General features: G+C 58.7%; 26 protein-coding genes. 11 read left to right on the forward strand and 15 right to left on the reverse strand.

Annotated features, from left to right (window positions below; translation table 11 throughout):
• Positions 1-13: 13 nt before the first annotated feature.
• The 3 genes from FHX08_RS02010 to FHX08_RS02020 all read left to right on the forward strand — a co-directional run bounded on the left by FHX08_RS02010 (position 14) and on the right by FHX08_RS02020 (position 2,852).
• Positions 14-1,300, forward strand: coding sequence for a cytochrome b (locus FHX08_RS02010; RefSeq protein WP_184326825.1), 1,287 nt, complete (start codon positions 14-16; stop codon positions 1,298-1,300).
• 25 nt (positions 1,301-1,325) lie between these two features.
• Positions 1,326-2,195, forward strand: a complete 870-nt coding sequence (locus tag FHX08_RS02015) for a cytochrome c1 (RefSeq protein ID WP_132653642.1) — start codon at positions 1,326-1,328, stop codon at positions 2,193-2,195.
• A 114-nt stretch (positions 2,196-2,309) separates the two neighbouring features.
• On the forward strand, positions 2,310-2,852 hold the full coding sequence (locus tag FHX08_RS02020; RefSeq protein WP_132653643.1) for an adenine phosphoribosyltransferase: 543 nt from the start codon (positions 2,310-2,312) through the stop codon (positions 2,850-2,852).
• Positions 2,853-2,861: 9 nt separating this feature from the next.
• On the opposite strand, the gene FHX08_RS02025 is transcribed toward FHX08_RS02020, so the two are convergent.
• Entirely contained in the window at positions 2,862-3,329 is a 468-nt protein-coding gene (locus tag FHX08_RS02025; protein WP_132653644.1) for a MaoC family dehydratase, read from the reverse strand.
• Positions 3,326-3,796 (reverse strand): MaoC family dehydratase, encoded by a 471-nt coding sequence (locus FHX08_RS02030; RefSeq protein WP_132654300.1) that lies wholly within the window; start codon positions 3,794-3,796, stop codon positions 3,326-3,328. Before FHX08_RS02030 ends, FHX08_RS02025 begins: the two co-directional genes overlap by 4 nt.
• Positions 3,797-3,876: 80 nt before the next feature.
• Between FHX08_RS02030 and FHX08_RS02035 the strand changes: the two genes are divergently transcribed.
• Positions 3,877-4,947 (forward strand): hypothetical protein, encoded by a 1,071-nt coding sequence (locus tag FHX08_RS02035; protein WP_184326826.1) that lies wholly within the window; start codon positions 3,877-3,879, stop codon positions 4,945-4,947.
• Between the two features lie 78 nt (positions 4,948-5,025).
• Here the strand turns inward: FHX08_RS02035 and ychF are convergent, their stop codons facing one another.
• On the reverse strand, positions 5,026-6,129 hold the full coding sequence (ychF, locus tag FHX08_RS02040) for a redox-regulated ATPase YchF (protein WP_132653645.1): 1,104 nt from the start codon (positions 6,127-6,129) through the stop codon (positions 5,026-5,028).
• A 228-nt stretch (positions 6,130-6,357) separates the two neighbouring features.
• Between ychF and clpS the strand changes: the two genes are divergently transcribed.
• Entirely contained in the window at positions 6,358-6,669 is a 312-nt protein-coding gene (clpS, locus tag FHX08_RS02045) for an ATP-dependent Clp protease adapter ClpS (RefSeq protein ID WP_132653646.1), read from the forward strand.
• 19 nt (positions 6,670-6,688) lie between these two features.
• On the opposite strand, the gene FHX08_RS02050 is transcribed toward clpS, so the two are convergent.
• The 5 genes from FHX08_RS02050 to FHX08_RS02070 form a co-directional block, all read right to left on the reverse strand.
• On the reverse strand, positions 6,689-7,144 hold the full coding sequence (locus FHX08_RS02050) for a GNAT family N-acetyltransferase (protein ID WP_132653647.1): 456 nt from the start codon (positions 7,142-7,144) through the stop codon (positions 6,689-6,691).
• Between the two features lie 5 nt (positions 7,145-7,149).
• Positions 7,150-7,866: an aminoacyl-tRNA hydrolase gene (gene pth, locus FHX08_RS02055; RefSeq protein WP_184326827.1), complete on the reverse strand. Its 717-nt coding sequence runs from the start codon at positions 7,864-7,866 to the stop codon at positions 7,150-7,152.
• A 94-nt stretch (positions 7,867-7,960) separates the two neighbouring features.
• Positions 7,961-8,683 (reverse strand): ABC transporter substrate-binding protein, encoded by a 723-nt coding sequence (locus FHX08_RS02060; RefSeq protein ID WP_132653649.1) that lies wholly within the window; start codon positions 8,681-8,683, stop codon positions 7,961-7,963.
• Positions 8,684-8,709: 26 nt separating this feature from the next.
• Positions 8,710-11,067, reverse strand: coding sequence for an EAL domain-containing protein (locus FHX08_RS02065; RefSeq protein WP_132653650.1), 2,358 nt, complete (start codon positions 11,065-11,067; stop codon positions 8,710-8,712).
• Between the two features lie 186 nt (positions 11,068-11,253).
• Positions 11,254-11,871: a 50S ribosomal protein L25/general stress protein Ctc gene (locus tag FHX08_RS02070; RefSeq protein ID WP_184326828.1), complete on the reverse strand. Its 618-nt coding sequence runs from the start codon at positions 11,869-11,871 to the stop codon at positions 11,254-11,256.
• 417 nt (positions 11,872-12,288) lie between these two features.
• Between FHX08_RS02070 and FHX08_RS02075 the strand changes: the two genes are divergently transcribed.
• The gene (locus FHX08_RS02075; protein ID WP_132653652.1) at positions 12,289-15,078 is read left to right on the forward strand and encodes an EAL domain-containing protein; all 2,790 of its coding nucleotides are present in this window, start codon (positions 12,289-12,291) and stop codon (positions 15,076-15,078) included.
• Positions 15,079-15,242: 164 nt separating this feature from the next.
• Positions 15,243-16,790: a hypothetical protein gene (locus tag FHX08_RS02080; protein WP_132653653.1), complete on the forward strand. Its 1,548-nt coding sequence runs from the start codon at positions 15,243-15,245 to the stop codon at positions 16,788-16,790.
• Between the two features lie 141 nt (positions 16,791-16,931).
• Here FHX08_RS02080 and FHX08_RS02085 read toward each other — a convergent pair whose 3' ends face one another.
• From FHX08_RS02085 to lgt, 6 genes are all read right to left on the reverse strand, one after another.
• A complete protein-coding gene (locus FHX08_RS02085; RefSeq protein ID WP_132653654.1) occupies positions 16,932-17,864 on the reverse strand; it encodes a ribose-phosphate pyrophosphokinase in 933 nt (310 codons plus the stop codon).
• A gap of 105 nt (positions 17,865-17,969) precedes the next feature.
• Complete coding sequence (locus FHX08_RS02090) at positions 17,970-18,821, reverse strand: hypothetical protein (protein ID WP_132653655.1); 852 nt, start codon at positions 18,819-18,821, stop codon at positions 17,970-17,972.
• A gap of 101 nt (positions 18,822-18,922) precedes the next feature.
• The gene (locus FHX08_RS02095; RefSeq protein WP_132653656.1) at positions 18,923-20,074 is read right to left on the reverse strand and encodes a Xaa-Pro peptidase family protein; all 1,152 of its coding nucleotides are present in this window, start codon (positions 20,072-20,074) and stop codon (positions 18,923-18,925) included.
• Positions 20,075-20,079: 5 nt separating this feature from the next.
• Positions 20,080-20,874, reverse strand: coding sequence for a peptidoglycan editing factor PgeF (gene pgeF, locus FHX08_RS02100; RefSeq protein ID WP_132653657.1), 795 nt, complete (start codon positions 20,872-20,874; stop codon positions 20,080-20,082).
• A 106-nt stretch (positions 20,875-20,980) separates the two neighbouring features.
• Positions 20,981-22,081, reverse strand: coding sequence for a class I SAM-dependent methyltransferase (locus tag FHX08_RS02105; RefSeq protein ID WP_132653658.1), 1,101 nt, complete (start codon positions 22,079-22,081; stop codon positions 20,981-20,983).
• A gap of 19 nt (positions 22,082-22,100) precedes the next feature.
• Positions 22,101-22,955: a prolipoprotein diacylglyceryl transferase gene (gene lgt, locus FHX08_RS02110; RefSeq protein ID WP_132653659.1), complete on the reverse strand. Its 855-nt coding sequence runs from the start codon at positions 22,953-22,955 to the stop codon at positions 22,101-22,103.
• Positions 22,956-23,147: 192 nt separating this feature from the next.
• Between lgt and FHX08_RS02115 the strand changes: the two genes are divergently transcribed.
• From FHX08_RS02115 to FHX08_RS02130, 4 genes are all read left to right on the forward strand, one after another.
• Complete coding sequence (locus tag FHX08_RS02115) at positions 23,148-23,408, forward strand: accessory factor UbiK family protein (protein WP_132653660.1); 261 nt, start codon at positions 23,148-23,150, stop codon at positions 23,406-23,408.
• A gap of 401 nt (positions 23,409-23,809) precedes the next feature.
• Positions 23,810-24,310: a YbjN domain-containing protein gene (locus tag FHX08_RS02120; RefSeq protein WP_132653661.1), complete on the forward strand. Its 501-nt coding sequence runs from the start codon at positions 23,810-23,812 to the stop codon at positions 24,308-24,310.
• A gap of 1 nt (position 24,311) precedes the next feature.
• Positions 24,312-25,139, forward strand: coding sequence for a pyrroline-5-carboxylate reductase (gene proC, locus FHX08_RS02125; protein ID WP_132653662.1), 828 nt, complete (start codon positions 24,312-24,314; stop codon positions 25,137-25,139).
• 11 nt (positions 25,140-25,150) lie between these two features.
• Positions 25,151-25,492 (forward strand): tRNA-binding protein, encoded by a 342-nt coding sequence (locus FHX08_RS02130; protein WP_132653663.1) that lies wholly within the window; start codon positions 25,151-25,153, stop codon positions 25,490-25,492.
• Positions 25,493-25,532: 40 nt separating this feature from the next.
• On the opposite strand, the gene FHX08_RS02135 is transcribed toward FHX08_RS02130, so the two are convergent.
• Positions 25,533-26,102, reverse strand: coding sequence for a DUF1349 domain-containing protein (locus FHX08_RS02135; protein WP_132653664.1), 570 nt, complete (start codon positions 26,100-26,102; stop codon positions 25,533-25,535).
• Between the last annotated feature and the right edge of the window lie 2 nt (positions 26,103-26,104).

The following is a 26,104-nucleotide window of genomic DNA, read 5'->3' on the forward strand; positions in this document are numbered from 1 at the left end:
GGGAGACTGATTTATGAGTGGCCATTCCAGCTACGAACCATCAACCGGCTTGGAAAAATGGGTCGATGCGCGCCTTCCGCTGCCGCGCATGGTCTATGACAGCTTCGTTGCCTATCCGGTTCCGCGGAACCTGAACTATGCATACACGTTTGGTGCCATGCTCGCGGTCATGCTGATCGTGCAGATCCTGACGGGCGTCACGCTCGCCATGCACTATGCCGCCGACACGACGATCGCTTTCAATTCCGTCGAAAAGATCATGCGCGATGTCAATCATGGTTGGCTGCTGCGCTACCTGCATGCCAACGGCGCATCCTTCTTCTTCGTCGCCGTCTACCTTCACATCGCCCGCGGCCTCTACTACGGCTCCTACAAGGCGCCGCGCGAAATCCTCTGGATTCTCGGCGTGGTCATCTATCTCCTGATGATGGCGACCGGCTTCATGGGTTACGTTCTGCCCTGGGGTCAGATGTCCTTCTGGGGCGCGACGGTTATCACCGGCTTCTTCTCGGCATTCCCGCTGGTCGGCGAATGGGTCCAGCAGTTCCTGCTCGGTGGTTTTGCCGTCGATCAGCCGACGCTGAACCGCTTCTTCTCGCTGCATTACCTGCTGCCCTTCATGATCGCCGGCGTCGTCGTCCTGCATATCTGGGCTCTGCACGTGACCGGCCAGACGAACCCGACGGGCGTCGAGGTCAAGACGAAGACGGATACGGTTCGTTTCACGCCTTACGCAACGCTCAAGGATGCGCTCGGCGTTTCAGTCTTCCTGATCGTTTATGCTTACTTCGTCTTCTACCTGCCGAACTATCTCGGCCACGCCGACAACTACATTCCGGCTGATCCGCTGAAGACCCCGGCTCACATCGTTCCGGAATGGTACTTCCTGCCGTTCTACGCCATGTTGCGCTCGATCACCTTCAACGTCGGCCCGATCGACTCCAAGCTCGGCGGCGTCCTGGTCATGTTCGGGGCCATCATCGTGCTGTTCTTCCTGCCCTGGCTCGACACTTCGAAGGTCCGCTCGGCGGTCTACCGTCCCTGGTACAAGCTGTTCTACTGGCTGTTCGTGATCAATGCGATCGTCCTCGGCTGGCTCGGTTCGCAGCCTGCTGAAGGCATCTACGTCATGATCTCGCAGTTTTGTACGCTCCTCTACTTCGCCTTCTTCCTGGTTGCTATGCCGGTTCTTGGTCTGGTGGAAACGCCGCGCCGCATTCCGAACTCGATCACCGACGCGGTGCTCGAAAAGCGCAACAAGACGGCAGCGGCCAAGGCCACTGCAGAGGTCAAGGCCTGAGCGAGCGGACGGGAAGGATAGAAATATGAAAAAGCTTGTTACAAGCATTCTCTCGCTCGCTGTCGTTGTTGGCCTTAGCGGCGTGGCTTTCGCCCAGGAAGCAGCGGCTCCGGCCGCTCATCAGGAAAGTGCCACCCCGCACTATCCGCTAAAGGAGCCGAAGGAACTCGACTGGACCTTTGCCGGTCCGTTCGGCCATTACGACAAGGGCCAGCTGCAGCGCGGCCTGAAGGTCTATACAGAAGTCTGTTCCGCCTGCCACTCGATGAACCTCGTGCCCTTCCGCACGCTGGGCGATCTCGGCTATTCGGATGCGCAGATCAAGGCGTTCGCTGCCAACTATGAAGTCCAGGACGGCCCGGACGCGAGCGGCGAAATGTTCACCCGCAAGGCGGTTCCGTCCGACCACTTCCCATCACCCTATCCGAATGCGGAAGCAGCTGCTGCCGCCAATAACGGTGCGGCTCCGCCGGATATGTCGCTGCTCGCCAAGGCACGCGAAGTCGAGCGCGGCTTCCCACGGTTCGTCTTTGATATTTTCACTCAGTACCAGGAAAGCGGTCCGGATTATATCTACTCGCTGCTGACCGGATATGAGGATGCACCGGCCGGTTTCCAGGTTCCGGCAGGCGCTCACTACAATCCGTATTTCCACGCTGCTGCAGCTTTTGCCATGCCGAAGCCGCTCTCCGACGGTCAGGTCACCTATGACGATGGTTCGCCGCAGACGGTCGATCAGTATGCCAAGGACGTCGCTTCGTTCCTGATGTGGGCGTCGGAGCCGCATCTCGAAGCTCGCAAGCGGACCGGCTTCATGGTCATGGTCTTCCTGCTGATCTTCACGGTGCTGATCTATCTGACCAAGCGTTCGATCTACTCGCGAATCGACCACTAAGCGACCTTATATCTCTACGGAAAAGGCGGCTTCCTAGCCGCCTTTTTATTTGGTTTGATGCGGCGCAATTGATAGTGTGCGCGGGTTTAATACGCTCGCAGATACGGATTTTCGATGAACCATACGCTTTCTGAGCTTGCGGCCAGCATCCGCTCCATTCCGGATTACCCCAAGCCCGGCATCATCTTTCGCGACATCACAACATTGCTTGGCAATCCGCGTGCCTTTCGCCGTGCGGTCGATGAGCTCGTGCAGCCCTATGCGGGCCTGAAGGTCGATAAGATCGCCGGTATGGAAGCGCGCGGCTTCATCATCGGCGGCGCGGTCGCGCATCAGCTATCCTCGGGCTTCGTGCCTATCCGCAAGAAGGGCAAGTTGCCGCACGAGACCGTGCGTATCGCCTACAGCCTGGAATATGGCGTGGACGAGATGGAGATGCACCGCGACGCCGTCAAGCCGGGCGAGAAGGTGATCCTCGTCGACGATCTGATCGCCACGGGCGGGACGGCTATCGGCGCAACGCGGCTTCTTCGTCAGATCGGCGCGGAAGTCGTCGGCGCCTGCTTCGTCATCGACCTGCCGGATCTCGGCGGCCGCAAGAAACTGGAGGATCTCGGCGTCGATGTTCACACACTGGTGGAATTCGCCGGCCATTGAGCGTGCCAGCTATTCGAATTCCAGTACGCTGCTCTCGAAGCGGATGACTGCAACGTCATCCTGATTGATACCTTCACAGAGGATGGCATTGAGATACCAGCCCGGTCGTGACACAAGCGGCCGGCTGGAGACAAAGGCCACAGTATAAGCGATCGTCTCATCGACGAAGACTGGCTTCAGCCATTGCAGCTTCTGGAAGCCAGGCGAGGGGCCAAGATTTGGCGGCTCCAAGCCCTGTTCCGATAGCCGGCGCGTTTCTGCCATCCAATAATCCAGAAAGCAGCGCATCCAGGCCGCCACCGTATGCCAGCCGGAAGCGCAAAGCGCGCCGAACATAGTGTCCCGAGCGGCTTCCTTGTCGATATGGAAGCGCTGCGGGTCGTATTTCCTGGCGAAGCGGAGGATGTTTTCCTCAGTGAAAACGTAGCTGCCGATCTCGGTCTTTTCGCCGACGGCATAGAGTTCGGACATTCTCATATGCCAGGCTCCTGCTTGTCACGCATGCCGAAGATGACGGAATTCTCCGACAGGCAGACCAGTTCGCCGCGCTGGTTTTCCACCTCATGGCGAAACTTGACGATGCCGAGGCCGGGACGCGAGCGCATCGGGCGCGCCTCCAGGACCATCGAATGGCCGGAGAGCGTGTCGCCTGCCAGCACCGGCTTACGCCACTCCATGAAGTCGACGCCGGGCGCACCTTCACATAGCGAATTCAGCACATAGCTGTCGGCCATCATGCGCATGAACATCGCCGAAGTGTGCCAACCAGACGCCGCAAGCCCGCCGAGGATGCTGGCACGGCCGGCAGCCTCATCCAGATGCATTGGCTGCGGGTCGAACTCCGCGGCAAATTCGATGATTTCGGGTGCCGTTACAGCTTTCGGACCGAGAGGAAAGCGTCGACCCGGCTGGAAATCCTCATAGGCGAGCTTTTCTGCAGGCATCATGGTCTCCCATCATAGGCAGGCCCCATTGCTTACAATAGCATCCGCGCGGGCTCAATGATTCCGTGGGGGTAAACGGCATGGCTGAACTAAGGGCGATACTCGACGAAGCTGCGCGCGAAGGGTTGATCACCGTCGAAGCCGGCGAGCGGCTGGCGCAGTTCCTTGCTGAGCGTGGCGTCGTCGTCGAGCAGCATACGACAGCAGGTTCCGAGCCAGCCTGGTCGGATACCGAGACGCCGCGTTTCGTGCGCGGCTTCCACGACGTGCTGATCACTATCGGCATTCTGATTGCGCTTGCAGGCCTCTGGGGGCTCACGTCGCTTCATGCGGTACTGCCGGCAATCCTGGTGCTGGCGGAAATCCTGGTGAAGCGTCAGCGCCTTGCACTGCCGGCCGTCGTGCTGACGCTGGCTGCCTTTGCCTGGACTTTCCGGATGATGCTGTCGATCTATCCACCCAATGCCGATCTATGGGTCACGGGCGATGGTATTGACGGTTTCATCGTCGCATTCCCCGTTGTCATGGGGCTTTTCTATGTGCGCTACCGTGTGCCGCTTGCGCTCGCGCTCGCAATATTCGCGGCTCTCGCGCTTGTCCTTGCGCTCGTCTTCCGCCTGTTGCAATGGGTGAGCGGAGACGATGCCTTCATCCTCAACCATCCCACGCTGGTCTCCTTCATCCTGTTTGCCTGTGCCGTCGGTCTGTTTATCGCTGCACTCGGCTTCGATCTCAGCGACAGGTTCCGCCGGACGACGCGATCGGATGTCGCCTTCTGGCTTCATCTTGTTGCGGCGCCGGCGCTGCTTTACAGCATCCGGATATTGCTCTCACTCGACGGGGGCTGGCTGGAGATCATGGACCCCAACTCCTTCAAGACGCCAGTCGTCGTTGTCATCGTCGGCCTGCTGATGCTGATCGGCCTGATCATCGACAGGCGTGCTTTCGTTACGTCTGGTCTGCTGACGCTGGGCTTGGCGATCTACGGGATATTCAGGCAGGGGAGCGCGACCATCGATACCTATATCTTCGGGACGCTCATTATCGTCGGCGTGATCGTGCTCGTCATTGGTACGGGCTGGATACCGCTTCGGCGCATCGTGCTGGGCGCTTTGCCGTCAATCGTTGTGGAAAGGTTGCCGCCCGCGTGAGCGGCAACTTTGGTTTTTGTTTGATGCATGTCGTTATCGCAAAACCGCTGCATACTTTTGCGCGACATGCTTTGTGCGTTAGGTATTGAAGCGGAAATGGATGACGTCGCCGTCCTGGACGACATATTCCTTGCCTTCGTCGCGCGCCTTGCCGGCTTCCTTGGCACCGACTTCGCCGCCGAACTGGATGTAGTCATCATAGGCGATGGTGTTGGCGCGGATGAAGCCGCGCTCGAAATCCGAGTGGATCACGCCGGCTGCCTGCGGTGCCTTGGTGCCGCGCTCGATCGTCCAGGCGCGCGTTTCCTTCGGGCCGACGGTGAAATAGGTGATGAGGTGGAGCAGCTTGTAGCCAGCGCGGATCAGGCGATCGAGTCCCGCTTCGTCAAGACCTAGAGCCGAGAGGAATTCCTTGGCTTCCTCATCGGGAAGCTGGGCGACTTCCGACTCGATCGCAGCCGAGATGATCACTGTTTCCGCACCCTGTGCCTTCGCCATGGCGGCAACGGCCTCGGTATATTTGTTGCCCGTCGCCGCGTCGCCTTCCGCGACGTTACAAACATAGAGAACCGGATGCGAGGTCAGGAGGTTGAGGCCCTTCAGGATACGGGTTTCTTCGGCGTCGAGCTTGGAAAGCAGGGTGCGGACAGGCTTGCCGTCCTGCAGCAGCGCCAGCGAGGCTTCCATGATCGGCAGCATGGCCATGGAATCCTTGTCCTTGCCGGTAGCGCGCTTGCGGGTTTGTTCGGTGCGGCGCTCGAGGCTGTCGAGATCGGCAAGCATTAGTTCGGTCTCGATCGTTTCGGCATCTGCAACGGGATCGATACGGCCTTCCACGTGGGTGATATCGCCGTCTTCGAAGCAGCGCAGCACATGCACGATGGCATCGACTTCGCGGATGTTGGCAAGGAACTGATTGCCGAGGCCTTCGCCCTTCGACGCGCCGCGCACGAGGCCGGCAATATCGACGAAGTTGATGCGGGTCGGGATGATTTCTTTCGACTTCGCGATATCCGCAAGCTTGCGCATGCGTTCATCCGGTACAGCGACTTCGCCTGTGTTCGGTTCGATCGTGCAGAAAGGATAGTTTGCCGCCTGCGCTGCCGCCGTCTTGGTGAGCGCATTGAAAAGGGTCGATTTGCCGACATTCGGCAGGCCGACGATACCGCATTTGAAGCCCATGGCTGAAACCTGCTGTTCTCTGGAATTCCTTGGCCGTGGCTATGGGATAAAGGAGGGGAGCGGTCAAGTCTCGGCGACCTTTTCTTGCAGCTCCCTTGCCGATAGGGCGTAGTGGTTCTATTCTTACGGCAGTGGAATTTCCCTCCGCGCGAGGTGTCGGAATTCTGCAATCGAAAAAGCTTAGTTAGTACGAAACCCCTTCCCATGTCATCAACGGGCGGATTTCCGATGGTTGACAACGATATTGCCTTAAAACCCAAGACCAAAACGAAGCCCAAGCTGGACAAGCCGAAGCTTTACAAGGTGATTCTCGTCAATGACGATTACACACCGCGGGAATTCGTCATCATGGTGCTGAGGGCCGTGTTCCGCATGAGCGAGGATGCGGGCTACCGCGTGATGATGACGGCACACAAGCTCGGCTCTTGCGTGGTCGTCGTCTGCACCAAGGATATCGCCGAGACAAAGGCGAAGGAGGCCATCGATCTTGCCAAGGAGATGGGCTTTCCGCTGATGTTCACCACTGAGCCCGAGGAATAGGACAGGGTCTGTTCCAAATCTAGGATTGCCGGCGGATCTGGTAACCGGTCTTGTCCTGCAGGAAGCCGCAATTTTCATAGAAACGCAGCGTTGCCGGATCTTTCGATCCAGTCAGCAGCATCACTTTATAGCAGCCGGTATCCCACGCTTGCGTAATCGCATGGTGGATGACCTTGCCGGCATAGCCCTGTCTGCGATGATCGGCATGGGTGACGACGTTTTCTATAAGCGCATAGGAAGCGCCGTTGCGTGTCAGGTTGGGTATGACGATCAGCGTTACCGTCGACGCTGCGATCTCGTCGATAAAGCCAATAAAAACCGTCATACCCGGCTGGGCGAGAATGGCAGAGAAGCGTTCCTCCGCGAGTTCAGGAGCAAGTGGCCGATCGGAGGAGTTGAGGTGGCCGTAAAGGGTAAGCAGGTTCTGCAGGTCGGCGGAAGCTGCTCGCCGGATGCTAAGATTCCCGCTTGCCATCGCACTCAGTCGCTCTTGTTGCCGAACATCTTCTTCAGCATCTCGGCCATGGGACCGGTTGCCGGAAGCTTCTGGTGGCCGTGGTTGCGGGCCTGATGGATATGAGACTTTCCTGTTGGCTTCTTCTCCGACTTCGGCTTCTCCTCGTCCGCCTTTCTGCCGAGCGCCAGTGCGAGCTTGTTCATGAGCTGGGAATCCTCGTTGCGGACCAGCATCTCGGCATTGTCTGCGAGCGTATCCAGCAGCGGCTCCAGCCACGCGTTGTCCGCCTTGGCGAAGTCGCCGAGCACGTGGTTATGCACGAGCTCCTTGACGCCGGGATGGCCGATGCCGATGCGCAGGCGGCGGTATTCCTTGCCGCAATGGGCGTCGAGCGACTTGATGCCGTTGTGGCCGCCGTGGCCGCCGCCGGTCTTCAGCCGCGTCTTGCCGGCGGGTAGATCGAGCTCGTCATAGATCGCCACGAGATCGGAAGGCTGCAGTTTATAGAAGCGCATGGCTTCCCCCACCGCTTCGCCCGAGAGGTTCATGAAGGTCTGCGGCTTGATCAGCAGCACTTTCTCGCCGGCAAGCTCGCCTTCTGATATCTCGGCTTTGAATTTCTTAGACCAGGGCGAAAAGCTATGGCGGCGATAGATGGCATCCACCGCCATGAAGCCGACATTGTGGCGGTTGCCGGCATATTTTGCGCCGGGATTGCCGAGACCCGCGATGATCAGCATGGCCTGTCTTCCTTGCAAGAGCTGTTGCCGTTCACGACAGCGAAACGGCGGCAAAGTCAAGTGGGAAAGCCTCGGAAGAAAACCGGGCCGCTGATCAATTCTGCAGATGAAGCCCGTATTTCAGGAATATCTGCTTCTGCTCGCCGCTTGCAATCAGCTTGTCGAGCGAGGTCTGCATACGTGCCAGAAGGTCGTCCGGAAAATTCTTCTCGCAGGCAATACCCATCGGCTGAGAGGAGAGAACGGTCACCATTTCCAGCGGCTTGTCGGTCTTCAGCTTGTCGAAATAGAGTTCGGAGATCGGCATCATGTCGATGCGTCCGCCGAGCAGCTTGCGCAGCGTCGCGTTGAAATCGCTGGCGACATCGAGTTTGGAGAAGCCCTTCTCCTTCAGCGTCACTTCGGTATAGTCGTCGCGCTGCACGCCGATCACATATTTCTTTGCCTCTTCCAGATTTGCGGCCGAGACGCCAGATCCCTTGCGAGCGATCAGGATGTTGCGGTCGACGAGCAGCGGTTCCACCCATTTGAACAGGCCGTCACGCGAAGCGTTATGTGCGGTGGCAAAAACACAGGTCATTGGTGTCGAGCGGGCGAGGCTGAAGGCGCGAGCCCAGGGCATCACGTCGAGCGTATAACCGACACCAATATCGGCCATGATCTTCTCCACCTGTTCGACGGTCGCGCCCTTGATGACCTTTCCCTCGCGGTAGTTGAAGGGGGCGTATTCCTCGGTCACGAAGGCTACCGTCTGGGCTGAGGCGGATGTCGCTAAGCAGGGCAGGATAAGAAGAGCAAGAAGCAGCAGCTTTTTCATTGCGATACCTCCCATATCTCGTCAGTTCATGAAGCGCGCGTCACGTTCGGTTGCGCGCTGCTCAGTTCCTCGATCAGCTTGGCGGCATTTTGCGGACGGTGGAACAGATAACCCTGGCCATAGTCGAGGCCCATTTGATACAGCGTTCCGCATTCCTCTTCCGTTTCGATCCCTTCGGCGATCACGGTGCAGTTCATCTTGTGCGACAGCGTGGTGATGCCTTCGATCAGCATGCGGCTCTTCTGGCGCACGTCATCGTCAGCATCATTGATGGCGCGGGTGAAGGATTGATCGATCTTGATGATGTCGACCGGGAAGCGATTGAGATAGCTCAGCGACGAGTAGCCGGTCCCGAAATCGTCGAGGGCAATGCGGCAGCCGAAACGGCGCAGTTCCGTCACGACCATGCGGATCTGAGGGTTATCGTGCATCAGCACCGCTTCGGTGATCTCGACGACGATACGATCCGGCAGGATGCCGTGGCGGCCGAGGATGGCTGCGAGGCGGGCAGCGAGCGCCGGCTCAAACTGAAGCGGCGAGAAATTGATCGCGAGATAGGTGTCCTGCATGCCTGGGAGGCGGGAGATCTTTGCCAGATTGGCGATTGCCTTTTCCATGATGACGTTGCCGACACGCACGATCTTGGCGGTCTCTTCGGCGACACTGATGATTTCGGCGGGCGGCATGAGGCCTTTCTGCGGGTGGTTGAGGCGCATCAGCGCTTCGAAGCCGGCAACGTTGCGGCCGTTCAGATTGACGATCGGCTGGAGATAGGCCTCGAACCAATCGTCGGCGAGGCCGGCCTCGATATGAGCTTCGATCTCGGCGCGTCGACGGGCATGATCGAGCATGCCGTTATCGAAGATTTGCGCGCCGTTCTTGCCGTCGCGCTTTTTGGCGTACATGGCCATATCGGACTTCTGCAGCAATTCCGCGGCGGTTGCGGCATGGCGAGGATAGATGGCGATGCCGACGGAGGCGCTGAGATGCATGTCCGGGCCGAACGGCGTCTCGAAGATCGAGGCAATCTGGTCGCACATGGCGCGGGCGCGCTTTTCGGCATTTTTGGCCGGTAGCAGGATAGCAAATTCATCGCCGCCGAGACGAGCGGCTTCATCGGAAGGGGCAAGGAGGGTCTTCAGCCGTTCGACAAGTTCGATGAGGGCCGCGTCACCTGCGGCATGGCCCATGTTGTCGTTGATCCATTTGAAGCGGTCGAGGTCGACGAATAGGCAGGCTAGCTCCTGACCGGCAGCGTCGGCGGACGCGATTTTGTTGTCGAGCACGGCCTCAAAACCCTGGCGATTCAGCAGACCGGTCAGGTGGTCAGTAATCGCTAGACGGTGGTTGCGGTCTTCGGAGGCCTTCAGCTCCGTCACGTCGGTCATGACGGAAAGTGACTGACCTTCCTGTCCCTGGGTCGTCAGCGCCGATTCCATGATGAGGACGTCCATGATGCGGCCGTCCATGCAGACGAACTTGACAGTCACATCTCCGGTGCCGTTCTCACGCTGGCTCTTGCGCTTGATGAACTTCTCACGGGTGGAGGGGGTGACCAGATCGGAGAAGTTCCGGCCGATGACGGCGACGCGGTGATAACCGGTCGCAAGCAGCCAATAGTCGCTGACGGCGGTGATCCGGTCTTCCTCGTCGAGCGAGAAGAGCATGGCGGGCGTCAGGTTGTAGATGTCGGTAGTGCGCCGATGCGCAAGCTTCAGTTCTGTTTCCTCGTTTTCCAGCTTCGTCTGCATTTCGTTGAAGCTCTGGGCAAGGCGGCCCATCTCGTCGTTCGACTGCCAGTCGACATGGTGGCGGGAGCCGAGCTGGCGCGTCGCCTCGATTGCGGCCGTCAGGCGCATCAGAGGCTTGATGACGAAGATGCGATTGCCGATAAGCGCGGTTGCAAAAACAGCCAGCACCGCGAAAATGAAGATCGAGATAAAGACGACCTCTTCCTGCTTCAGGCCGGAAAACAGGCCGAGTGCCGGATAGAAGACGGAGATGCTGCCAAGGTTTTTTGGGCCATCGACGGTGTTGTAGATGATGGCGCGGGAGACCTGAACCAGCTTGCCGTTGAACGACCTCGGGATGGTCGACTGGCTGACGTCGAGTTGGCCGGACTGGTCGCGAACTTCCACCTTGACGATGGCGCCTTGCGAGACGACCGTCGCGCTGATCTGTGTCACGCTATCGGCATCAAGATCCCAAAGCGGCTTGGCGAGCGCCTGGGCATTTGCCACAAGAAGAACGGAAATATGGTCACGTATTTCCTTGTCGGCGCGTTCAGAGGAAAGGAAAAGAAAAAGAACAAATAGGGGGGCTACAAAAACAAGTAGCGCGCCGCAAACAATCGCAAAAAATCTGTTCTCAACGGAATTATTCATGGTTCCGTTTGCTCCATCGGGTCGGAATATTTTGCGGTCACGCAGCAACGCGGGAACTTCGCAACCAGCCGGAGCATGCTTCCATGAATGTGTTAAATGTTGCTGAAATAAGCCTTTTTTGCCAATGAAAAAGCCCGTCTCCAAAAATGAAAACGGGCTTTATGCTTTACAAATTGGTAGAAGCTATCAGGCTTCTGCTTCGCCTTCACCTTCGGCAGCGGCATCGTCGACACCGGCGGCCGGAGCAATGATCGTCGCGATCGTGAAGTCGCGATCAGCGATGACGGGCGTTACGCCCTTCGGCAGCGTGATTTCCGAAATATGGATGCTGTCGCCGATCTTGTGGCCGGAGAGGTCAACGGTGAAGAATTCCGGGATCGCGTTAGCCGGGCAGTGAACTTCGACTTCGTGGCGAACGATGTTCAGGACGCCGCCGACCTTGAGGCCCGGGGACTTTTCTTCGTTGACGAAGTGAACCGGGATTTCAACGGTGACCTGGGTGTTGCCGGATACGCGCAGGAAATCGACGTGCATCGTGAAGTCGCGAACCGGATCGAGCTGATAGTCCTTCGGCAGAACCTGGTACTTCTTGCCATCGACGTCGATGGTCGCAACGGTGGTCATGAAACCACCGGCATGAATACGCTTCGTCACCTCATTGGTGTTGATAGCGATGGAAATCGGGGCCTGCTTGTCACCATAGATGACAGCGGGAATAAAGCCGTTGCGGCGGAGTTCACGGGCGGACCCCTTACCAACCCGTTCGCGCGCCTCGGCCTTGAGCTCGTACGTTTCGTGGCTCATGGCTAGTCCTTTCGAGGTTATTTGGAGAGCCCGCGGCGGGCTTGAAGCCTTGTGCCTCGGACTGGAGGCGGATCGTAGTATCCGTCCTCATCCGCGTTGCCTCCAAGGGTGTCTACGCGGACGCGTGGCCTATAATATAAGTGTCATCCAAACGCAAGCAGCGAAACCCGGCGTCTCGTCACGTAAAGACCAATCGGACAGGCGGAGTTACACGCTTCGTTGGCGTTACACCCAAAATCTTGCGGAGTGCAATCGTTGGTACTCTTCAGGTGGCGTCAAAACTGCTGATAAGCCTTCATTGTTCGCGCGTTAATCACAAAGTCGAACAGAAGGTTCCACTTTAGCAGCCAAAGCCGCTGATTATCGCTTCTTTAACGTCGGCAGATCGATGTCGGACATGAAAAGAATGGGCTTCTCATGTTCGCGATCGTATCCTGCCTGACATATCAACATGACCTGACACTCGTTTTGTTGGCTGCTGCGCTATGCCTAGTGTCCAATCTCGGAACGATCCTGTTCCTGAGAAGCGCCGGCAAGTCGAAAGGCGCGCCGCGCTGGATCTGGCTCTCCGTCGCGGGCGCGGCCGGCGGCTTCGGCATCTGGTCGACGCATTTCGTCGCCATGCTGGCTTATGATCCTGGCATGATCGTCGGCTATGATCGCGATTTGACGCTGATTTCGCTTGGCGCAGCTTTTGCCTCCACCTTTGTCGCCGGCATGGCAGCCGTGTCCCTTTCGGGTTCTCAGGCCAATATTGCCGCCGGCCTAGTTTTCGGTGTCGGCGTTGCAGCCATGCATTTCACCGGCATGGCCGGTCTGCAGGTTCCCGGGACGGTCGTCTGGGACCAGCATCTTGTTGCGTCCGCGCTGATCATATCGGTTGTGATGGCGACATGGGGATTTGCGCTCACAAAGAACTGTAAAGGTTCGAACTGGAACGTTCTCGCCGCTGCCTCTGCGCTGTCGCTTGGCATCGTGTTGATGCATTTCACGGCAATGGGTGCGTTGTCCTTTGTCGAAGGGGGTGGGAGAGCGATAGAACCGCAGGCACTGTCGAAGCCGGTCCTGTTGGTGACCATTCTCGTCGTGTCGATTTCAATGCTCGCCTCGGGTATTTCGGCATCGATCATCGCGTTTCGCGCAGCCAGGCAGACGAGCGCGAGCGAGACCAAGTTTGAGTTGCTCGTGCAGGGTGTGACGGACTACGCAATCTATATGCTCGATCCTACAGGCGTCGTAACGAACTGGAATGCGGGAGCCGAACGGGCGAAAGGTTATAGCGCCGCTGAGATTGTCGGAGAGAATTTCGCCCGGTTTTATTCCGCCGAAGATCAGCAGAAGGCGCTTCCGCAGCAGGCTCTTCAATCCGCTCTCGCCAATGGCAGGTTTGAGGCCGAGGGACTTCGTTTCCGCAAGGACGGATCCTCGTTCTGGGCCCATGTCGTCATCCAGCCCGTCTATGACGACGGCCGCAAACTTGTCGGATACGCGAAGATCATCCGGGATATCACCCAGACAAAGATCGACCGTGATCGCATCGACGAAGTATCGCGAAACCTCGATCTGGCTCTGGAGAATATGAGCCAGGGCATCTCGATGTTCGACAGCAATGAGCGCCTGATCCTCGCAAACGCTCGCTATAGCCAGCTTTTCGGTTTTCCTGAGAATTTCATTCGCCCGGGTCTTACCTATTCCGAGATCGTGCGCAGCGGCTATCAGATCATCCTTGGCGACAACGATAATGCCGATTCAAGGGCAACGGATCACTACCGCCGGCATATGGCCACCATGCGCTCAGGTCAGAAGACCCTGGTGCATCAGACGATGAAAGGCCGGTCCATTCTTGCGACGTTCAACGTTCTGGCGGATGGTGGCTGGGTTACGACATTCGAAGACATTACCGAACGGCTGGCGCGCGAAGAGAAAATCGCATTCATGGCCAAGCACGATGCTTTGACCGGTCTACCGAACCGTCCGACCTTCAATGACTATCTGTCGCATCAGCTGGCAATCGCCAAAAGGCTGTCCAGCAAGGTTGCAGTCATTGGCATCGATCTGGATAGATTTAAGGAAATCAATGACCAGATGGGGCATCTGGCAGGCGATTTCGTGTTGAGCATCTTGGCCGCACGATTGAATGGCATCCTGCGTGACGAGGAGTTCGTCGCTCGGCTGGGGGGAGACGAATTCGCGGCTGTAAAGCGGTTCAACGGCAGGGCTGAGCTTGACGATTTCGTTGCGCGGCTGGAAGCCGTCCTCACGGAGAAGATGGATTTCGAGGGGCATCACATCGTCCCCGGCGCGAGTCTTGGCGTTGCACTTTACCCCGAAGCCGGAGACAAGGCGGAAACGCTTCTCGCGAATGCTGATCTCGCTATGTATCGGGCAAAGCATGAAGTCGGGCACAACGTCTGTTTCTACGAGGAATCCATGGACGAAGCGTCGCGGGACAGGAGAAAACTGGCCCGTGACCTGTGGGCCGCGATCGAACGCGATCAGATGTACCTTCATTATCAGGTTCAGAAGTCGGTTCCGACCGGCAAGACGACCGGTTACGAAGTGCTGCTCAGATGGAACCATCCCGAACGCGGGAACATTCCGCCTGTCGATTTCATTCCGATTGCCGAGGAGTGCGGTGCGATTGTGCCTATCGGCGAATGGGTGCTTCGTGAAGCATGCAGAGAGGCAGTCAGCTGGAAGAACGACATCAAGATCGCCGTCAATATTTCGCCCATCCAGATCGCCCATGCAAACATCGCGGAGCTGGTTCGCTCGGTCCTTGACGAAACTGGTCTGCCGGCATCACGGCTCGAACTGGAGATTACCGAGTCGTCGATCATCGTCGACAAGAACAAGGCGCTGGTCGCTATGCGTGCGCTGAAGCAGCAGGGCGTTGCCATTGCCATAGACGATTTCGGAACGGGCTATTCTTCGCTTGAAACCCTTCGCTCGTTCCCCTTCGACAAGATCAAGCTCGATCGCAGCTTCATGAATGAGGTCGAGACCAGCCAGGAAGCAAAGGCGGTTATTCGCTCCATCCTGGCGCTAGGACGCGGCTTGTCGATCCCCGTGCTTGCCGAAGGCGTCGAAACGCTGAGCCAACTCGAACTGCTGACATCCGAAGGCTGCGACGAGGCTCAAGGCTACTATTTCGGCCGTCCGGCACGAATGGAAAAACAACGGCTTGCGCTCAACACAGCGGCTTGACCGGAGGGCGCGATCAGGATCGGAGGCACGGCAAACTTCGGCAGGGCAGACCGGTCTCATGGGGCCGAATTGCAAAATACATCCGTTCAAGCGTGCTGGGTTGACACCGGAAGCTATCCGATCTTCCTATGGCCGCATCCAAAGCGGCTGAGGAGAGTGCGGATATGCGTCTCAAACTTATAACGACGACGAGCCTTGTTGCCCTATCGCTGTTCGGGGCAGCGCATGGGGCTGAGATCAATCAGGACGGAGCGAACAAGCTTCGCGATAGTCTGGCGAAAGTGTTGCCAGACGATATTGCCAAAAGCGGGTTTGTAACCGTCAACCCGGCGGGCAACCGCTACGAGGTCATTTATGATCTTGCTAAACTGCTTTCGAAAGTGGACCCGACCAAGGTTGTAGTGAACGGACTGGCGCCCTGGTCGGTCTTCGCCACGCCGCTCGACAATGGGTTCTGGAACCTCGAAGGCAACAACAGCTTCAATATTTCCGGCAATTTCAAGGGTCCGGACGATAAGGCCACGGATTTCACCTATTCCATTGCATCGCTTGTCTATAACGGCGTCTTCGATCCAGCGATCGCCTATCTGCGTTCAGGCGATTTCAAGGCCAGCGACATCCGGGTCACCTCGAAGTCCGATACAGACCAGGTCGATGCGAGTTTTGCCGGCATGTATTACAGGCTTGATTCCGCCGACAGTGCCAGCGGTAACGGCCGGCTGGATTTCAAGGGGAACGGGTCGCTTTCGGCGATGTCGGAGACGGTTACCGGCCCGCAGATGCCACCCGTCAACATCAAGGCGGATTCGATAGACTTCAATGCCAGTGTCGTCAGCCTGCCGGCGAAAGAAATCCGCGATATCGTCTTCTTCGTTCTCGACCATCTCAATGAGAAGAATCTGAGCAAGGAAGATGGCGACAAGCTGAAATCGGTCCTCAAGGCATCCTTCCCGCTGTTCTCGTCGGCCAACGAGACAATTACGGCGAATAACCTCACTATCGCCACGGTTACCGGCAGCGGCGGAGCCAAGGCCTTCGGCTATAATTTTTCCATCGACGGTCCAAGTGACGCAGTCCGGTTTGCTTTCGGCATGAATACCAAGGAAGTGACGCTCGACAGCCCGATCGTACCGGCGAGCTACCATGCCTTCCTACCGAAGAGTGTCGATCTGCAGATTGCGGTTCCCGACATGGATTTCGCCGCTTTCAGCGACGAATTCATGAAGATCGATTTCTCGAGCGGCGACAATTCGGAAGAAAGCGGCAAGCAGGCTGCCGAGAAGCTCTTCCATGACGGTGTCTTCGTCGTGGATCTTCCGAAGTTCACCGCTGTCTCCGATGTTTACGATATCGACGTCACCGGGAAGCTGCAGGGCCGCGTCGATGCGCAGAAGGATTATTCACTCCAGGCATCGATTTTGGCCCGCGATCTCGACAAGTCGATTGCTGCCATTCAGGAGCTTGCCAAGAGCGACCCCAACCTCCAGCAAGTGTCCTTCGGCATGATGATGGCCAAGGGTTTTGCCAAGACGGACCCGGATGGTCGCTCGCGCTGGGATATCAGCATGGCAGGCGACGGTTCGGTGGCGATCAATGGTCAGCAGATCAAGGGGCCGGATACCGAGGAACCGGATCAGGATCAAGGGCAGGAGCCGGAACAGGGACTGGAACCGGACCAGGATCAGGACCAGGCGCCGCAGCAGCAGCCCTGAGCGTCTCACGTGCATCGGAAAAAAAAGCCGGCCTTGCGCCGGCTTTTTGGTCCTGTCGCGCGACTCCAGAGGCCCGATAATTCGGAATAGAAGAACCAGAAGTAGTCTGAAATCGAAAGAGCCGGTTAAATGCCGGCTCTTTTAGTCGAAGAGACTGGAGACGGACTCTTCCTGAGCCGTGCGGCTGATGGCTTCGCCGATCAGCGGCGCCGTCGTCACGACGCGGATGTTGTGGGCGGAGAGCACAGCGGTCGTCGGCTGGATCGAATCCGTGATGACGAGTTCGCGCAGCTTTGAGGAGGTGACACGCGTAACCGCGCCGCCGGAGAGTACGCCGTGCGTGATATAGGCGGTGACGCTGGACGCGCCCTTTGCAAGCATCGCATCGGCTGCGTTGCAGAGCGTGCCGCCGGAATCGACGATGTCGTCGATCAGCAGGCAGTCCTTGCCTGTGACATCGCCGATGATGTTCATGACTTCGGATTCACCGGGCCGCTCGCGACGCTTGTCGACGATGGCCAGGAGACAGTCCAGGCGCTTGGCGAGCGCGCGGGCGCGAACCACGCCGCCGACGTCGGGCGAGACGACCATGACGTTGCTGAGGTCATAGTGGCTTTTGATGTCGCGCGTCAGCACAGGCATGGCGAAGAGGTTGTCCGTCGGTATATCGAAGAATCCCTGGATCTGACCGGCGTGGAGATCGAGCGTCATGACGCGGTCGGCGCCGGCTTCGGTGATCAGGTTTGCAACGAGCTTGGCGGAGATCGGTGTGCGGCCGGAGGCGCGGCGGTCCTGGCGGGCATAACCGAAATAGGGAAGGACGGCGGTGATGCGGCGGGCTGACGAACGACGCATGGCGTCAATCATGATCAGCAATTCCATCAGGTGGTCATTGGTCGGGAAGGAGGTGGGCTGCACGAGGAAAACGTCCTCGCCGCGCACATTTTCCTGAATTTCCACGAAGATTTCCTGGTCGGCAAACCTTCGGACACTGGCTTTCCCTAAGGGAACATTGAGATAGTTGCAGATCGCTTCGGCGAGTTGCCGGTTCGAATTGCCTGCGAAAACCTTCATCTTGGTCCGCCTGTTATGCGCTGATAGCCGCGCTTTTTAGCCAGCTTCCCGGTGAATGCAAGGGCTAAGGCGTCACATACTTTTATATTTATAAAAAGCTTGTGACTAACCGCCCTGGCTCTGCCGCCAGGATGTAAATTCCGAGATCGTCTTGGAGGCGATCTGCTGCATCACGGAAGCAGGCACGCCAGCCCAGGGATCCGCCGCTGCCGTCGGCACGCTTTCCTGTCCTTGGATGCGATGCAGCCGAGCGCCGGCATTGTCGAGTACATCCCAGACATAGACTACGGTAACCTTGCCCTCGTCGCTGAAAGCGGAGAGATAGCCCTTCAGAATGTAATCGCTGCTTGTGTCGTTGGAGCTCTTGATGGCGAGGCCGTGCGCGCGGGCTTCCGCGCCCAGCTGGCGTGACAGCGGGGTGACAGCCTGGACCGGCGCACCAATGATCGGCAGGAAGCGTACGGTATTGCCGCGGATCGACGTCGATGAAGAGATAGAGGGATCGAGTGCGGCCGTCTGTGTTGGCTGCTGTTGCGGGGCGGTCGGCTGCCCGGCTGCCGAGGAAGGCGGAGGCAAGGATTGTCCCTCGATCGGTCCCGAGGCGGCTGGCGAAGAGCCGTTGCGGGTGAGCGCATCGGCCTGAGCCTGCATCGTCGTCGGCGGAGCGCCAGTGCCGGGCCGGTAGGCCTGTGCCGAATAGTTCGGCCGGGTCGGACTCGTTTGCTGGCTATAGCTCGGCGTATAACCGTTCCGGCGGGGACTGGCCGGAAAGGTCTGCTGCGGCTCTCCGGCCATGCGTTCCGCCTCGCTTTGCGTCACGGGCGTGGACGAGCGTTGAGCCACCGAGGAGTCGCCGATCTCCATCGGCGGTGTCAGGTTTAGCGCATCGGTCGTGTTGCAGGCAGAAAGCAAGGCGAGACAGATCAGGAGCGTGGGCGCAGTCGCAACTCGCGTCATCCCTCGGTTCGTCCTTCCCACAATTGCATCAGCCCCAGCGAATTTATGCGGGTGGGGGGACCTGTCTGTCAATTCCGGATTCTTGCCGATGATTGCACTGCTTAGACGCCGATGAAATCCAGTGGATGACGCGAAAGCGTACGGGGTGCTTCCCCCGTGGTCAGATAGGTCTGGCCGAGGGTCATTGCCGTACCGGTATCGGAATCGGCAATGATCATATGCACGAAGAGCGACATGTTCGGCTCGATCGGCTGAGGATTGCCGGCATGGAACATCTGATGTTCCATCCAGGAGGGGGAGAAGCGCGCGCCGAGAGAGTAGCCGCAGGCATTGAGGCGATGGCGGGCGAGGCCGCGTTCGTCCATGATTCTGGCATGCATATCGAAGACATCGCCGAAGGTGTGGCCGGGTTTCAGTACGGTCTCGATCGCCTGGATCGTCTCGAGACAAGCATTATAGAGTTCACGCTGACGGTGCGTCGGCTCGCCGAGGACGATCGTACGCATCATCGCGGCATGATAATGCGCATAGGTGCCGGCCCATTCGAGGGTCAGTTGGTCATTCGCGTCGAGCTTGCGGCGGCCGGCCTTGTAGCGGCAGAGCAGGGCATCGGCTCCGGAGCCAATGATAAATTCGTTGGCCGGATAGTCGCCTCCGCCGGCGAAGATGGCGCCCTGCATGGCGGCGAGAATATCGGCTTCGTCGGCGCCGGGCTTGGTCAATCGCATCGCCGCGTCCAGCGCATCATCCGCCAGCACGGCGGCATGCTCGATATAGGCGACCTCGGTCGGGCTCTTGATGAGGCGTAGTCGGCTGACGAGGTAGGAGGCGTCACTGATCTGGCCGAAAGTCGTCAGTTGCGCATCAAGCAGCCGTGCGACCCGGCCCGTCATGCCGTGTGTGTCATATTCGACGCCGATGCGGGCGCCGAGCAGGTCCATCTCGACAAGCAGATTCTTGAGGTCCATTGTCGGATCGGCATTGACGCGATCGACCCAGATATGAATGTCTTCAATAATGGAAGTGTGCCGGGCCTGACGCAAGTCGGCCGAACGGGTGAGGAGGGCCATGGTTCCGTCGGACTTGACGACCAGCGTCTGGAAGAAGCAGTAGCCGAAGCTGTCGTAGCCGGTCAGCCAGTACATGCTCTCTTGCGCGAAAAGCAGCAGGGCATCGAGCTTTTCTTCCTTCATCCTGTCTGTCAGGCGTGCGAGCCGGCTCGCAAATTCAGCTCGTTCGAAATGGAGTGCCATACCGGTTACATCTCCCTGATGCTGATCGCCGAAATCTGCCGGCCGTAGTCCGGTTCTTTTTTATGTGTGGTCCGGCGATAGGAAAAAAAGCGCTCGCTGTCTGGATAGGTGCAAAGGCCGAGGCTTTCGGCGCGCACGCCTGCGTTTTTCAGTCGCTCGACGGTCAGTCCCGGCAGATCAAACATGGCATGGCCAGATGTCCGGGAGGGGATGAAATAACGTTCATAGGCCGGATCGTAGGCAAGAAAGCGCTCGATGAATTCAGGGCCGACTTCATAACTTGCCTGGCTGATCGAGGGGCCGAGGCAGGCGACGATATTATCCTTGCTGGCGCCAAGCGCCTCCATCGCACCGATAGTGTTTTCAAGTACACCGGTCAGGGCGCCTTTCCAACCGGCATGGGCGGCGCCGATCACGCGGTTTTCCGGATCGGCAAAGAGGATCGGACCGCAATCGGCGGCCAGCACACCCAATACGATGCCAGGCGTTGTCGTAACCATCGCGTCCGCCTGAGGCCTGGAACCGTCGTAATCGGGCCCGACGGTGACGACGTCGGGGGAGTGGACCTGATGGACTGTCGCCAGCCGGTCGACCGGCAGGTCGAACCAGGCGGCGACGCGCCTGCGGTTTTCCTGTACATTTTCACGCTCGTCATTTGAGCCGAGGCCGACATTGAGGCCGCGATAGATGCCTTCGGATACTCCGCCAGCGCGGGTGAAATAGCCGTGGCGGATCACGCCGCCGGCCACTTCGTTCAGCAGCGCGCTTTCGATCGGTGCTGGAGAGGCCGAATCTGTCATGCGATATTCCGGGTCTTTTTGGAGGGGATCGACGTCATCGTCGCCGAATCTCGTCCGGCGAAGCATGCCATTTTGCGGCGGATGTTGGCGAGCGTCGGGCCGCCTGTCAATCCACCGGACGGAACGGCATCAGGTCGATCGCCGGATAAGAGACGGCGAGCACCTTGAAGAGTTCGCCCATGCGACCTTCTCCCGCGCCGGCCAACCGATCGACGGCGCTCTGGATGATCTGCTGCGTATGCGGTTCCCGGTCGCGGCCAAGAGCGGCTGCGCGTTCCAGAATGCCAAGGCCGGTCAGGAAATCACCTTGATGGAGCGCGCCGTTGATGTGGATCTCGGCAGAAGCCGCCGTTTCCGCAAGCTGCTGGAAATCGACATGGCTCGTCAGGTCCGCTTCGCCGGGATGGGCGAGCGGCGGATCGAATTCGTGCATGCGCACGGCTTGCAGCGTGTCGCCAAAACCGGTGACGAGGTGTCCGTAGTCGATTACGAGCGCGGTGCCGCTGAAGGCCCGCAGCCTTTCGCAGATGGCACTCATGACTGCCTGGCGCGCGGGCGAGATCTCGAACAGTGTGCCGACAGGGACGTTCTGCGCGGGCTCAGGCAGTAGCGCCGGATCTATGCCGGCGACACCAGCCGCAAACATCAGTTCGCCATCGGCATCGAGGCCGACCATGCGCTCGCGAAAGCCGGTCGGAGTGCGTATGAACTGTCGGATCGGGATCGCGTCGAAGAGCTCGTTGGCGACGATCAGCGTGAAGCCGGGCGGTACCTCGTCGAAGCCGGAATGCCAGCTGACCTTGCCGTCATACGGCTCGAGCGTCTGGCCCTGGATATCGCGCAGGCGTTCACTCGTTTCGACCAGATGGATCGTCATATTGTCGAAGAGCGGCGGGGCGATGCGCGCAATCACCCGCAACATATCCGACATCATCGTGCCGCGGCCGGGGCCGATTTCGACGAGGCGAACGCCAGCGGCCATGTCGTGACGCTGCCATGCGTGGACCACGAAGACGCCAATCATTTCGCCGAAGAGCTGGCTGACCTCGGGCGCGGTCACGAAATCGCCCGAACGGCCGAAGGGCTCGCGGGTGCGGTAATAGCCGTATTCGGGATCAGCAAGGCACAGCGAGAAATAGTCGGTGACACTGATCGGTCCGTTTGCCTGGATGATCGTCTTGATCTTTTCGCCTAATGCGGTGGTCATGGCGGCAGTCCCGGTGTCTTCAGTGCTGCTGCAAAGCAGCAGCCTGACGGCGGGCGCGGAAGATCGCCCAGAGGCCGAGCAGGATCATGGGGAAGGACAGAACCATGCCCATCGTCAGCCAACTTGTGCCGAGCAGATAGCCGAGCTGCGCATCCGGCTCCCGGAAGAATTCCACAAGGATGCGCGACAGCGCATAGCCGCAGACGAAGACGCCAGTGATGAGGCCCGGGCTCTTCAGAGCCTTGGCGCCAAAGACGAGGGCAGCAAGAACGAGCAGCAAGACGATGCCTTCCAGACCGGCTTCGTAAAGCTGGCTCGGATGGCGGGCAAAGGGGCCGCCAGTCGGGAAGACGACTGCCCAGGGCATGTCCGTCAGCCGGCCCCAGAGCTCGCCGTTGATGAAGTTGGCAATACGGCCGAAGAACAAGCCGCAGGGTACGACTGTTGCGACGATGTCGAACAGGCTCCAGATCGGGATATGGTTGCGGCGGGCAAAGAGGATCATGGCGATCGTGGTCCCGGTCAGGCCGCCATGGAAGGACATGCCGCCATTCCAGATCTGCACGGCGCGGATCGGATTTTCGACGATGGCGCCGAGATCATAGAAGAGAATGTAGCCGATGCGACCGCCCAGCACGATGCCGAGGGCTGCCCAGACGATGAAGTCGTCGAGCTGGGTCCTTGTAATGGGCGAGCTATCGTTCGGCCAAAGCGCATCGTTTGCGGCAAGGCGGCGGGCATAGGCCCAGCCGAGCAGGATGCCGGCGACATAGGCCAGACCATACCAGTGAATCGCCAGCGGGCCGATCGAAAAAGCGATCGGGTCGATATTAGGGAAAGGCATTATAGCAAGAAGATCAGCGGCTATCGGCAAGGTTTTCCCACCCGTTGAGATGCGCGGAACATGGCTCCGCGATGTCTGACGGTCAAGTGCATTGTTCGTCACGGGGCCTAGCGTAAGGGCTTATCCCGCGCAAAGCGCTTGCATCCTTAACGGCGAAGCCCTACCTCCATTTCAGCGGCCGCAAGGCCTGACAATCACGTCGTGCGAAGGGAGAAATACGCCATGACGACCGGAACGAACCGCATCATGGATGAATTCGCCAAGCTGATGACCGATGCCGCCGGTGCAGCGCAGGGCGTGCGCAAGGAGATCGAGACGGCGTTCAACGCGCAAGCCGAGCGCTGGCTGAACAGCATGGATGTCGTCAAGCGTGAGGAATTCGAAGCCGTGCGCGAAATGGCTATCAAGGCCCGCGACGAAAACGAGGTGCTCGCTGCCCGTATTGCTGCGCTCGAAGCGAAGCTTGCCGCAAAGGGCAAGTGATATCAGCAAAGATAAGTTGCTGTATAAGGTGCGGCGTGGCCCATGTGCTACATGCCGCATCTTCGATAAAAAAATCAGGTATGCTTTTCCACCTGTGGACACTGCCAAAAAATCCAATGAGCAGAGTCTTTTACCTCCCCCGTTGAATCTGATTCCCTAAGTGCTTTCCACAACCGGCCCGGCCAAATTTCCGCTCGGGGGGCTGGCAGGCCGCCAGGGGCATTATACACTGATTTTAAATGATGATTCGAAGCGAATGGTAAGCTCCGGGCAGGTTCACTGCGTTAGTCTGGCAGCGGTTCAGCGATCATCCCGAGTGGTGGTTTCCGGTATTGCGTGTGTCTTGTTTTGTGTTTTTTCACGAAGTTGGGCCGCATTCATTCCGGTCAAGAAGGTGCTGCATGAGCCTTATGGAATTGGAAGTCGAACGCCAGTCAAACCCGGTCGACATGATCGAGTACGTGGCCTCAAATAATGACTGGTCATTCGAGCGCTCCGGCGAAGACGAAATTGCAATGACTGTAGAAGGCCGCTGGGCCGACTATCATGTCTCTTTTTCCTGGATGGAGGAATTTGAAGCGCTGCATCTCGGCTGCGCCTTCGACATCAAGGTTCCTGAAGTCAGGGTCAACGAAGTGGTGAAGCTGCTCTCGGCGATCAACGGGCAGGTGCTGATGGGGCACTTCGACCTGTGGCGTCAGGAAGATGTTGTCATCTTCCGTCAGTCGCTGCTGCTTGCCGGCGGGGCCGAGCCGACCAATCGCCAGGTCGAAGTGCTGCTGTCCAGTGCGCTCGATACCTGCGAAGCCTATTATCAAGCTTTCCAATTCGTCGTATGGTCCGGCATGGAAGCCAACAAGGCGATGGAGGCGGTCCTTTTTGAAACCGTCGGTGAGGCATAACATGCCTGCGACCATTTTTTCGGCGGCCAATCCGGTCGTTCTCATCGGTGCCGGCAATATGGGCGGTGCCATGCTTTCCGGATGGCTGAAGAGCGGAGTTCCGGGTTCTGCAGTGGTGGTGGTCGATCCCGGTCCGTCGTCAGCGATGATGTCGACTATCGCCGATGCCGGTGCCACGCATGTCACAGCGGCTCCTGCCGATCTCAAGGCCGGTGTTCTGTTCCTTGCGGTGAAGCCGCAGGTGATGGACGCCGTGCTTCCCACCATCAAGAGCGTCGTCGGATCGCAGACGGTGGTTGTTTCGGTCGCTGCCGGCAAGACGCTTGCCTTTCTCGAAAAACATCTCGGCGAGGCGGCCATGGTGCGTGCTATGCCGAACACGCCTGCGATGATCGGACGTGGTGTAACTGGTGCCTATGCCAATACGCGCGTCAGCGTTGCGCAACGCGACGGCGTCAATGCCCTTCTTCGTGTCTCTGGCCCGGTCGAATGGGTACCTGCAGAATCCGATATCGATTCCGTCACGGCGCTCTCGGGCAGCGGGCCTGCCTATGTGTTCTATCTCGTCGAGTGTATGGCAGAAGCAGGCCGTAAACTTGGCCTGCAGGCGGACCTTGCCATGCGTCTTGCGCGGGAAACTGTCGCGGGGGCTGGTGAGTTGCTGCACCAGTCCCCCGATGACGCGGCTCGCCTGCGCCAGAACGTGACCTCTCCTGGCGGGACGACCGCGGCAGCACTTTCCGTTCTGATGGCCGAAGAGGGCATGCAGCCGTTGTTCGACAGAGCGCTCGCGGCTGCCCGCAAGCGTGCCGAAGAACTCGCCAGCTGAGAACGCCAATCATGGCCGAAGAGATTACCTTTGCCGATTTCGAGCGCGTCGATATTCGTATCGGCACCGTCATCGAGGCCAGCCCGTTTCCGGAAGCCCGCAAGCCGGCGATCAAGCTCTTGATCGATTTCGGATCAGAGATTGGCGTCAAGAAATCCTCGGCGCAGATCACGGTGCATTATTCGCCGGAGCGGCTTGTCGGACGGCAGGTGATGGCCGTCGTCAACTTTCCGCCGCGTCAGATCGGGCCGTTTCGATCGGAAGTGCTGACACTCGGTTTTGCGGACGAGAAGGGCGACATCGTGCTTGCGGCGGTCGAGCGGCCGGTTCCGAATGGACAGAAGCTGATGTAGGCCAGCCAGACCTATCCGGGTCGGCCAACCCGGATGGGTCTCAGTGGATATCGCGCGACAGCGGATCACTCAATGTAAAATCGTGGAAGACGGCTTCGAAACCGGCGCGTTGCGGCGAACAGAAGACGGGGCCGACCAGTACCTCCTCGAAAGCCGGATCGAACCAGGCGAGGCGGGCCATGCGCCATTCGTCCATCGTATCCGTGCTGTACTGGATGAACAGGGCGTCGCCGTTGCGTGTGGCGCGCACCGAAATCGCATCGAAATCATGGCCGATGCGAAAGGCCGACCAGTCGGAATTGCCGTTGGTAACCACGGTGCTGAAATGTCTGGCCCCATCGGTATATTCGATGCCACACTTCATCCAGTGCTTTTCATCAACGCGGATCATCAAGCCGGCTTGATCATAGAGCGCTTCGTAATTGGCGGAGAAGGTGACTTCGGCGGTGAAATCGCCCTTGCGGCTTTCATGCAGAAAGTGGCCATCGTCGCGGTGGAAGCCGTAATAGGTGCCCTGCCAGAAATCGGTCTTTTCGCCGGAGCGGACGTGAAGGGCGCCGTCGCGTTCCTCGAAGAAGGGCGGTGCGTTCAGCCAAGCCATGTGTTTCATGC

The organism is Rhizobium sp. BK529 (assembly GCF_014194105.1).
Lineage (GTDB): Bacteria > Pseudomonadota > Alphaproteobacteria > Rhizobiales > Rhizobiaceae > Rhizobium.